Raw genomic sequence first — 10,541 nt, forward strand, 5'->3', positions numbered from 1 at the left:
GCCGCCCGAAAGAGTCTGGATAACATTAGTGCGTCCTCAATTGAAGTTGAATTCTAATGCATATGCGCCTTTATCAAGGCCAAATCTAATTACATTTTCACTATTTTAGCGGTTTTGCTGCCTTGGCCAAAAACACGCATATAATAAATCCCACTCGAAAGAGACATTCCATTTAAATCAAAAGAATTAACACAGCCAGATTGTAATTGACCATGATACAGCTCTTCAACTTCGCGCCCAAGTAAATCGTATATCACTATCTGCGCTTTTTGGGGAAAGGTAACACAAATCTGTATTGTGGCGTTAAATCTGAACGGATTAGGATAGATTCTGATACTGTATTCGCGATTCACAGTAGCCACTTCATTAGACACAAAAACAGAAGGAGCATCAAACTCCAAGGCTCCCATGTCGACGACCTCATCTCCTGAACCTCCATCAAAAATGCGTTTGTTCTGAGCAAAATCAGAGGGAGTGTATTCAGTAATATTCCCGTCACCATCTAAATCGAATTTATCCATTGGCAACCTGTTATTGTCGCCATTATCAATGGCTGGTGATGTTGGCAATAAGCTCAAATCATCATCTTGTGTTCCGGCAACCCCATCTATGCCAAGCGGATTAGCAAATAATGGTTCAGCTACCAAGTTTTGACCTTCGTCAATCAGACCATCCGGCAGGGCATTCAAAAACATGCTATGTGAACTATTAGTAATACTAACGCCCTGTGTGGTATTCCAGATCTGCTCACCTTGTGCAGCAGTATTGTCCCCTAAAATGCAATTGATTAGGGTAACATTGCTGTTAAAGTCATTTGTCATAACCCCACCCCTTCCGACTGCATTGTTTTTGTTGAAGACTGAATTTATGAACCTCGGATTCGATTCATAATTCATTACAGCACCTCCACCTAACAAATCGCCTGTTGTCCTATTTCCCGAAAATATTACATTAGTCAAGTGGGGGTCACTATTTTCGTTCATTAATCCACCAGCACCAACAATAGCTTCATTGCCTCCCCAGAAGGTGTTTATGATATATGCATCAGATTTAAAATTATAAAAGCCTCCCCCCAAAACAGCTGAGTTAGCCAAAAACGATACTCCATTTATTTGAGCAGTCTCAGCATCTTGCCACAAGCCTCCGCCATCGGATGCACTATTCCCCTTAAATACAGTATTCTCAACTACAAGGCTGTCTCCCGATAAGTAATAGATTCCTCCTCCTTCTCCATCTAGTCCAGGCGGTGGTAATGCGGCTGTGTTATTCAATAAGAATGAATTCAAAACTGTTAACTTACTGTTAAATACATACATGCCACCACCACCATATAGCGAGGTATTAGCTTCAACTGTAACCCCATCTAATTTTAGGTCAGCTTGAGAAACAAAAAGGCCTGCTCCTTTTGTCCCAAAAGATGCTCCCCCCGTGTTACCGTCAGAAATAAACAGACCGTCTAGTACTGTTAAGTCTGATAAGTCTATGGCAGTAATTACATGATAGCTGTTATCTTGACGTGAAGGTTCATCGGCGAAAACTCTATCACTGTCGTCCTCAAGCAAATCACCAGAGAATACTGTCTTATTTCGGGCCGTATCACGAGAAATTCTATTAGATTCATCTCCCACAAACCCCCCATATATGCCCACATTGCTTTTCAAGGAAAAGGTAGCATTACGATCTCCCTCACTCACATTCATTCCCCGATCAGGGCGATAAATACCTGCAGCAACCCAGATTTCATCGCCGCTTTGCGCTGCATCTAATGCGTCCTGAAGAAAAATAAATGCATCACCCCATGACGCGCCTGTATTCGCGCCAGTGGCAGCCTGGTTTACATAGACTACATTCTGAGCATAGAGCTCAACAGCCGGAAGAATAATACCGAGGAGTGTTATGACAATAAATCTTTTTGTCAAAGGAGTAGCCTTGTTGGTTTAATAGGCTAGCGATCAACTAGAATCCCGTTGGACTGCAACGCGGTCTTAAGCGCATCGATCTCTGCCTGTTGTTCTTGAATTGCTGCGAGAAGTAGGGGGATGAGGGCATTATAGTTCATGCCTTTGAATGTCATAGGTTTCCCCATGTCATTTCCATTCTCATCTATTGAAGCTGGTTGCGTCACATCTTCAATGAATTCAGGAAACACCTCTTCTACTTCTTGCGCGATAAGCCCATATTGCATCCCTTTACCCAGATTTAAGGCCGAGAATTCCTCGGTTTGCTTATATGAATATGAAGTAGGCCTCAATAACATCAGCTTCTGTACTATGCTAGCACCATCCAAGCCAACAATATCCTCTTTGAGTTTTTCGTCTGAACTCCACATACAACAATCGCCATAAATTTTACCAGCAAAAAAGCCAGCCCACTCCGTTGTCGCAGTACCAGTCACTTCACCATAGACGCCATAAGCTGTATTACCCCCTCTTCCGTTACCACGAACACCGAAGGAAAATGTACCACTACCGCCTTTACCCTCGGCATAAATACCGTAGTTCGCGCTCGAACCGTTCTGTGCTCTTGACCAGACTCCATAATTGGTAGCCCCACTCGATATCTGCGAGTTCAATCCATAGCTAAAAGGCCCTGAATGACTGGTTACGATCTTGATTCCAGTAGCATTTGTACCCTGTAAATTCAACGTTTGGCTAGTGCCTGGTGAGGCGTCCTTGATACCGACATTGCCGCTATTATCCAGTTCGATTTGCGCGATTGCAGGTTGAGAAATCAGAGCGAGGATTAACACAACACAAGAGATTAATTTGGGAAGAGGAGCCACGTTACCAGATAACAGACAATAAACTATACACGCAGGTTCGCGACGCATGTGCGGCCGCAGCAAAGGAGGTGCAGGAATGAGTTACGAGCAAAGCAAAATTACTCTGATTACTCCAATCAGTGCAGGGCAGCAAAACGACGAATTTGTGACGCTCAACTTGGAGGACTACGTCGAGTCGTTCATCGATGGTGCCTACGACGAGACAGTCATGAAAGGACGTAGCGTCGCAAAAGGTAGCGATGAGTACATCAGACTCAAAAAACAGACACCGTCCGTTCTGCTTACCGGTCTATGCGCTGGGCGCAAGAAAGAAGACGTAAAGAGCTTTAATGGCCTGGTAGGCTTTGATGTTGATGAGTCTGGTGATCCAGAAGGGGATATGAACATCCTCGTTCAAAATCCACACGTAGTATTAGTGGCTCGCTCTTTTGGCGGAAGAGATTTGTTTTGCCTTGTAGCTGTCAGCGAATCGCCGCGTACAGAAGAGCAGTACAAAATTGCGCACAAGGTGGCCGGGCAGATGCTTGGCGTCAGATTTGGCTCTAGTCAGAATAACATCAACAGGATACGCTATGCTACGTCTGACCAGGACCCATATGTCAATTACAATGCTATCCCAATTGAGATTGACTACAACAGCGACGAGCACAAGAAGCAGTCACGTAAATGCAGCGCAGTTGCTGAGCTAATTCCTTACGGCGAGCAGCACAATACGTTAGTAGCTGCAGCAGGCTTCATGAGAGGCTATGGCATTACACCCGAAGCTGTCCGTGCATGCCTTCACGTCATGAACGAAGAGCAACTCGAGCGCCCAGGGCCGCGTGAGAACATTGACAAGATTGCTGATGCAGCAGCTCAGTGGGAAGTAAACCCACATGTAAACATCCGGGATTTTGCGCGCAATGTTGTTATTCAGGCAATCTCAGGCAGCGCTGCTGAAGACTACATGTTACCTGAGAATGGGGGAGAGAGTGACGAAGTAGGCAGGCATCTTGAAGAAGGAGAAAGTGCAATAAGTGCAATAGTGCAACGTACCCTTCCTAAAAAATATGAGTTCAAACCGTTCCCGGTTGAGCTACTTCCAGCAGTAGCCAGGGACTACGTTACAGCTTATTCTAAGTCACTGGATTGTGATCCAGCGCTGCTGGCGGTTCCATTCTTTCCAATAGCTGCAGCCGCGATAGGCAATACAACACGTATTCAGCTTAAGTCTGACTGGGACGAGCCCTGTGTGCTATGGACTATCATTGTTAGCTCATCTGGTACAATGAAGTCGCCTGCAATCAAGGCTATGCTAAAGCCCGTGAACTTCCTTGAAGCCAAGCGCCATGAAATATTCAAGGCCGAGCTTGAAAACTTTAGCCTCCTCGAGAAAGATGAGCAAAAGTCACAAGGCAGACCAGTTCGTTCTCGCGTCAGGGTAAACGACATCACAATAGAGACGATGGCTTTCGTTCACGCGCAGAACCCTCGAAGTTTGCTGCTAGCGCGGGATGAGGTTGCTGCCTGGTGGGCATCGTTCAATAAGTACTCCAAGGGAGAAGCAGACCTGCATACCTGGATTGAGTTCTATGAAGGCAACTATGTCACTATCGATCGCAAGTCAAACGAAATCCCAACGCTTGATATTAAAAGTCCCTGTGTTAGTGTTCTTGGCGGAACGCAGCCTGATGTACTTACCAAGTCGATGCAGCCAGTCTATTTTCAGTCTGGGTTTGAACCTCGGCTTCTGCTTGCAGAGCCGCCGGAGAACGTACCGGAGTGGACTGAGGATGAGGTGGCTATTGAAGTCAAAGAGAAGTACAACGAACTCATCCATCAACTCTATGGAATCATACTTGAAGATCAGCCCCGGTTAGTACCACTTACCGCAGAAGCCAAGGAGGTATTCAAGGCCTTTGTAAACGAGTCGGCACGAACAATCGCGAGGCTTCCAAGCGGTCCACAGCGTAGCCGTGTTGCCAAATCAAAGGCTGTTGCTGCAAGACTTGCTCTCATACTACAGCTATGCGAGAACCAGGACTCGCTTGAGGTAACCCAAGACAACGTAGAACGGGCAATAGAAATCACACGCTGGTTCTTGTATGAGGCCGCCCGTATTCACTTCAAGCATAGCTTCGAGAAGCTAACACAAACAGAGGAGGAGCGCAGGATATTTGAACTGCCAAAAGTATTTGATTGGAAAGATGTATCGAGGATATGGGGCGTTGAGAAAAGGCAGGCCCATAACATAGTAAATGACCTCTGTGAAAGAGGATATGCCACCAAACAAAAGAGGGGAAAATTTTTGAAACAGTACGGTGCACTTTTGCACTTAGTGCACTTTCTCAAAGACGACCCCTCAAAAAACGCAAATTTCGAGGGTGGCGAGTCAGAGGTGAAATTAAGACTTGTGAAAGAACCGCAGCCAGAGCGGTCCCAAATTACAGCCAGAGCAGTTGGTGACGGCCTGCAGATCCTTGGCGATGAGGAGGTGATATGATGAGTTACGAATCAACCCTGTACCTACTCGATCAGTGTGGTGTTACCCTGCGTTTGATAGGAGATGAGCTCAGAGCATCGCCTCATGAAAACATCACTCCGAAGCTTCGGCAAGGACTCAGACAACATCGGCAGGCCTTCATTGAATCGCTTAGACCTAAACGTAGGCGCTTGCCACTAGGAAGTGTTGTCTGGGCTGGTGGTGAGATGGCCATACTGGAAAGATATTTCAGAGGTGCCCGAGTAGGGGTCAAGACCGCAAAGGCAGCACGCTTTAAAATATACTCCATCAACGAAGTCGACCTAATATTTGAACCTAACTAAGATGGCCAGGCAGAATGCATCTGACTAAGTAATGCCCAGCTAATCCAGCCGAGTAAAGACAATGCCTTACAAACGAGAGGGGAGTCCATACTACCAGATACGGAAGCGCAGCCTGCCTGGCTACGGTGACACTGGCGTGCTTTCGTCTCGCTGTACGGATAAGAAGCTGGCCCGCGATATGGAGCGCTGCCTTGAGGGCATAGCACAGAAGGCAATGCCTGACCCTTCCTGGTATGCCTTACTCGATGCGGTTTGTCGTGACAAGTCTGTGAGTTTACCAGAGCTTCTGCGTGCACAGTCTACAGGGGCGCTTCAGGCGCTGAAGCAAGGACTTAGTGACCCGCTACTAACAAGCGCTGTGGAGTCATTCAGAGAGCTTGCCAGTCCTGAACGTTCTGTGGGTATTGGCCTTGATATGCTCGTAAGGTATGCACCACCTGGTGCCAAGCTGGGCGAACTCACAGCACAGAACATAACACGCTTATGCATAGAGGCTGAGAAGGATGGGCGCAAGCGCAACAGCGTACGCCGAACCATGCTTAGGGCCGTCTCGATGCTGCTACGTTTCCACATCGGCAACGCCGAGCGTAACCGCATCTTTGCTGATGTTCAGTTTCCTGCAGAAGATGATACCCGGGAAGTACATTTATCAGCAGAAGAGATTGTCAGGCTGCTAGGTGCCTGCAGGGAGCTGGGCTACACAGAGCTTGCAACACTTATCCGTGTGGCGCTTCAGACGAGCGCAGACCGAGGTGTATTACTGCCCGGAAAGAACATGGGCAAGAAGCTCAGGGGCCTACTGGTAAAAGATGTGACGCTCACAGAGGATACGGGCCGCTACAGTGGAGAGATATTCCTGTACGATACCAAAGCAACGAGGCGCTCGCGCAGTGTGCCTCTTACCGACAGCCTTTGTCAGGAGCTGGCTTTGCTGTGCAGTGGGAAGGGGCCAGATGATAACGTGTTCAGTATCAGGTATCATCAACTCGACTTCATGTGGAAGCGCACCAGGAAGATGGTAGGACTCATGCATGTCCGGTTCAAAGACCTCAGAGCGCAGACAGCCATCTATGCTGAGGAGGCAGGTATACCACAGACGGTGGTGCAAAGAACGCTGGGCCATTCGAGTGAAGCAATGACCAGGCGTTACCAGCAGAGAAAGGCAGCTCTTTCAGTTGCCCAGGCAGAAGCGATTGAGAAGCGCATGCTGAGTGCGAAAAATGCCAAAACTCAGAGCAAAAGCTAACAATAGCGCTAACAATGGGGGATTTGCCTAAAATGAAAAATGCCCATAACCTGTTGCGCCGCAACAAGATACAGGCATTCTAAGCTTTGGCAAGAAGTACCCGGGGTGGGACTCGAACCCACACGACATTGCTGCCACCAGATTTTGAGTCTAGCGCGTCTACCAGTTCCGCCACCCGGGCGTTTGGGTTGGGAAGAATGCGCGTACTGTTTTCATGCGTTTGTGGTTCCGGGGTAGGGGTATTTCTGAGTGCCGAATTTCGAGTGATTGGCTTGGGTGCGGCGCTTTCTCATCGCGCCTGTCATTCCCAACTTGATTGGGAATCCACCGGGTTGGCTCAAAGAAGGTGCGTGGTGCCATTCCTGTGGTTCCCGGATCGAGTCCGGGATGACTTGGGTGGGGTATAGCGGTAATCCTAATCCACTCGGCACTCGCAACTCGGCATTCGACACTCAGAGATCCTCCGCGGGCTCGATGCGGAAACCACTGCGCCAGTCCTAATCCACTCGGCATTCGGCGCTCGAAATTCGGCATTCCCGCTTCCCTGCCAAAATTCAGCATATAGCCAGAATATAACCTTACAACCCAGCAGCGTATATTTAACCAAACCCTACTTAGGCCGGTATAATTGTTGTTGCCTTTTGTCCGGCCCCTCGGCTCACGCTAACCTCTCACGCCATGGATACAACGACACAGTTAAATCGACGGGCGTTTCTTTCGCGGACCCTGCCGCTCCCCACTGCAGTTAAAAAGCCCAATCTGGCCGGCTTGGAGCCTTTTTCGCCCTCGCCTGACCAACCCTGGGACCTGATGCGTGCTGCCCATTTGCTGCGCCGCGCCGGCTTTGGCGCGCCACGTGAACAAGTGGATGCGCTTCTCAATATGAGTCCGACTGAAGCAGTTGACCTGTTGGTTGATGAAGCAATTGCAATGGCCGTGCCGACGCCGCCCGACTGGGCCGCCGTGCCGCCGCCGCCGTTTGAAGCGCCACAGGAGGAAAAAGACGCGTTCAACGAGCAAAACCAGGCCAACAAACTCGCCTACCGCGCCCAGTGGATGCGCGACATGCCGGCCAATGGACTCCGCGACAAAATGGCCCTCCTCTGGAGCAACCACTTTGTCACCCAGCAAAGCGGGTACGGACTTGGACCCTACATGGTGCAGTACCTCACCCTGCTGCGTACCCACGCCCTGGTTAACTTCAAAACCTTCGCACACGAAGTAGGCACGCTGCCGGCGATGCTGCTCTACCTGAACGGACAGCAAAACCAGAAAAACGGCCCCAACGAGAACTATGCCCGTGAGCTCTGTGAGCTCTTTACGATGGGCATCACCGATGCCGGCGGTCGGCCCAACTATACCCAGGAAGAGATCACTGAAATTGCACGCGCCCTCACCGGCTTTCGCGTGGATCGGTCTACCGTCTCTTCCTACTTTGAACCCAACCGTTTCGATACCGGCGACAAAACCTTTTTTGGCCGCACGGGCGACTTTGGGTACGACGATGTTATTGATATCATCTTCGAAGAACGGGCCCAGTCCACGGCGTACCGCGTGTGCACGAAGCTCTACAAACAGTTTGTTTTTGATGAGCCGGACGCTGCAATCATTGACGAACTGGCTACCCAGTTTATCGCTGGGGGCTTCGAGATTGCGCCCATCGTCAGGACGCTTTTGAAAAGTGCGCACTTCTTTGATGACAGTGTGATTGGCGCAAAAATTAAGAGTCCGATTGAGTATCTGCAGTGCCTTGTGAGTGAAATGGGGATGGTGTTACCCGATGATGCGCTCATCACGATGTACAGGTACGGACGCAACCTGAGTCAGTCGCTCTTTGAGCCGCCCAATGTCGCCGGCTGGCCCGGTAACCACGCCTGGCTCTCTACCGGCACCATGCCATTGCGCTGGAATTACGCAATCAACATGATCAATGGGAACGCGGCTTTTGAAGACCTCGACCCTCTTCCGGTTGCCAAGCAAATGAGTGCGCCGAGCGATCCGTACGCGCTCTCCCGCGAACTGGTGGACGCCTTCCTCACCCAGCCGCTTGCAGAAGAAGAATACGAAACCCTTGTGGAAGTCATGCTCGATGGCACGCCCGATTATGAATGGGACATCGAAGAAATGGCCACCCCCGTCCGTCTGCGCGGCTTCTTTGCGTACCTCGCCCAGCTACCTGAATATCAGCTTATGTAGTTCGTGGGTTCGTTTTGTCGTGATTTCGTTTTCTCGTGTTATCGAGATCGAAAACCCGGAGAAACGAAAGCCCGAAAATACACGAACACAGTGAGCCAAACCTGAAATAACCATGCGTAAATCTAGACCTGGAAGCAGCCTTTCTCATGGCCGGGCGCATGCCGCGGACCATCGAGTCTGGAGTAGACGCGACTTTCTTTCTCAACTGGGTGCCGGCGGTGTTGCAGCCAGTTTCATGATGGGGGGCAAACCGATGCACGCCTACGGGTATCATCCGCTGGCCGCTGCCCTGCAGGCTGGCGATACCGACCGTGTGCTGGTCCTCATCCAACTCAACGGGGGCAACGATGGCTTGAACACCATCATCCCGATTGAAAACGATACCTATTACACCCTGCGCCCCAACATCGCCATCCCCAAAGCGGAGGCGGTGAATTTGAATGCCGACTTCGGGATGCACCCGCTGCTCAATCCGCTTGAATCTGTCTGGAATGATGGCAAGCTGGGCATTGTGCACGGTGTTGGCTACCCAGACCCCAATCTTTCTCATTTCCGCTCAACCGACATCTGGTCGACAGGCAGCAATTCGGATGAGTTTCTAAGCACGGGCTGGCTTGGCCGGCACTTTGATACGGAGAACCCCGATTTCCAGGAATCACCACCGGATCATCCGCTGGCTGTTCAGCTTGGCCAGGCTTCTTCGCTGATCCTGCAGGGACCGCTGAGTCCGATGGGGATGAATATCGCCAGCCAGAACATCCTCGAACGCCTCGCCAATGGCGGTCAACTGTATGATGAAGCCGCCGTACCGGGCAACAACCACGGCGACCAGTTGGCGTATGTGCGGACGATTGCCAATGACTCATACCATTACGCCGGCGTCATCCACGAAGCGCTCGGCATTGGCACAAACGCGGTTGCGTACCCGGAGCAAAACAACCTGGCAACCGACCTCGCCAGCGTCGCTCGGATGATCAAGGGTGGCCTGCCGACGCGGTTGTACCTCGTGTCAATCGGCGGCTTTGATACCCACGCCAACCAGCTTACCCGGCACGAGAACCTTATGGACGATTTGGGCCGCGCGATGCGTGCTTTTCAGGATGACCTTACCAATTCAGGGCACGACGAATGTGTGCTCACAATGACCTTTTCCGAGTTTGGCCGGCGCGTCGAAGAAAACGGCTCCCGCGGCACCGACCACGGCACCGCTGCACCGCTTTTTGTTATGGGGAAAGATGTGAACGGCGGATTTTTTGGCGATGCTCCAAGTCTGGAAACGCTGGACAACAAAGGCAACCTGGTCCATTCTACCGACTTCCGTTCGATCTATGCCACAGTCCTTGAAAGCTGGCTGGGTGTAGGCGCTGTAGCGGTAGATGATATCTTTGGGCAGTCTTTTGAGCGCCTCGATCTCGTCAACGGTTCTGGGACCGGTGTGTCAACCGAAACCGGTGCTGTGACTGCGTTTGATTTGCACCAGAATTATCCCAATCCGTTTGCCAATCAGACAAC

At 50.4% G+C, this 10,541-nt stretch carries 6 protein-coding genes and 1 tRNA gene; 4 read left to right on the forward strand and 3 right to left on the reverse strand.

Features of this window, described 5'->3' with window-relative positions:
* Nucleotides 1-89 precede the first annotated feature (89 nt).
* The gene (locus AAF564_23160) at nt 90-1,919 is read right to left on the reverse strand and encodes a T9SS type A sorting domain-containing protein (GenBank protein MEM8488467.1); all 1,830 of its coding nucleotides are present in this window, start codon (nt 1,917-1,919) and stop codon (nt 90-92) included.
* A 26-nt stretch (nt 1,920-1,945) separates the two neighbouring features.
* Nucleotides 1,946-2,749, reverse strand: a complete 804-nt coding sequence (locus AAF564_23165) for a tail fiber domain-containing protein (GenBank protein ID MEM8488468.1) — start codon at nt 2,747-2,749, stop codon at nt 1,946-1,948.
* 109 nt (nt 2,750-2,858) lie between these two features.
* Between AAF564_23165 and AAF564_23170 the strand changes: the two genes are divergently transcribed.
* Both AAF564_23170 and AAF564_23175 read left to right on the forward strand, forming a co-directional pair.
* On the forward strand, nt 2,859-5,264 hold the full coding sequence (locus AAF564_23170; GenBank protein MEM8488469.1) for a DUF3987 domain-containing protein: 2,406 nt from the start codon (nt 2,859-2,861) through the stop codon (nt 5,262-5,264).
* A 384-nt stretch (nt 5,265-5,648) separates the two neighbouring features.
* A complete protein-coding gene (locus AAF564_23175; protein MEM8488470.1) occupies nt 5,649-6,833 on the forward strand; it encodes a site-specific integrase in 1,185 nt (394 codons plus the stop codon).
* 97 nt (nt 6,834-6,930) lie between these two features.
* On the opposite strand, the gene AAF564_23180 is transcribed toward AAF564_23175, so the two are convergent.
* Nucleotides 6,931-7,014 (reverse strand) — tRNA-Leu (locus tag AAF564_23180).
* 497 nt (nt 7,015-7,511) lie between these two features.
* Between AAF564_23180 and AAF564_23185 the strand changes: the two genes are divergently transcribed.
* A complete protein-coding gene (locus AAF564_23185) occupies nt 7,512-9,029 on the forward strand; it encodes a DUF1800 domain-containing protein (GenBank protein ID MEM8488471.1) in 1,518 nt (505 codons plus the stop codon).
* A 112-nt stretch (nt 9,030-9,141) separates the two neighbouring features.
* Nucleotides 9,142-10,541: DUF1501 domain-containing protein (locus tag AAF564_23190; protein MEM8488472.1), on the forward strand; the 1,400-nt coding region annotated here is incomplete at its 3' end.

The sequence above is a fragment of the Bacteroidota bacterium genome, assembly GCA_039111535.1.
In the GTDB taxonomy this organism is placed as follows: Bacteria; Bacteroidota; Rhodothermia; order Rhodothermales; family JAHQVL01; genus JBCCIM01.

Excerpts from the sequence above, each read along its gene's own strand:
- AAF564_23170 (MEM8488469.1), top strand. The coding sequence starts at position 2,859 with ATGAGTTACGAGCAAAGCAAAATTACTCTGATTACTCCAATCAGTGCA.
- AAF564_23175 (MEM8488470.1), top strand. The coding sequence starts at position 5,649 with ATGCCTTACAAACGAGAGGGGAGTCCATACTACCAGATACGGAAGCGC.
- AAF564_23185 (MEM8488471.1), top strand. The coding sequence starts at position 7,512 with ATGGATACAACGACACAGTTAAATCGACGGGCGTTTCTTTCGCGGACC.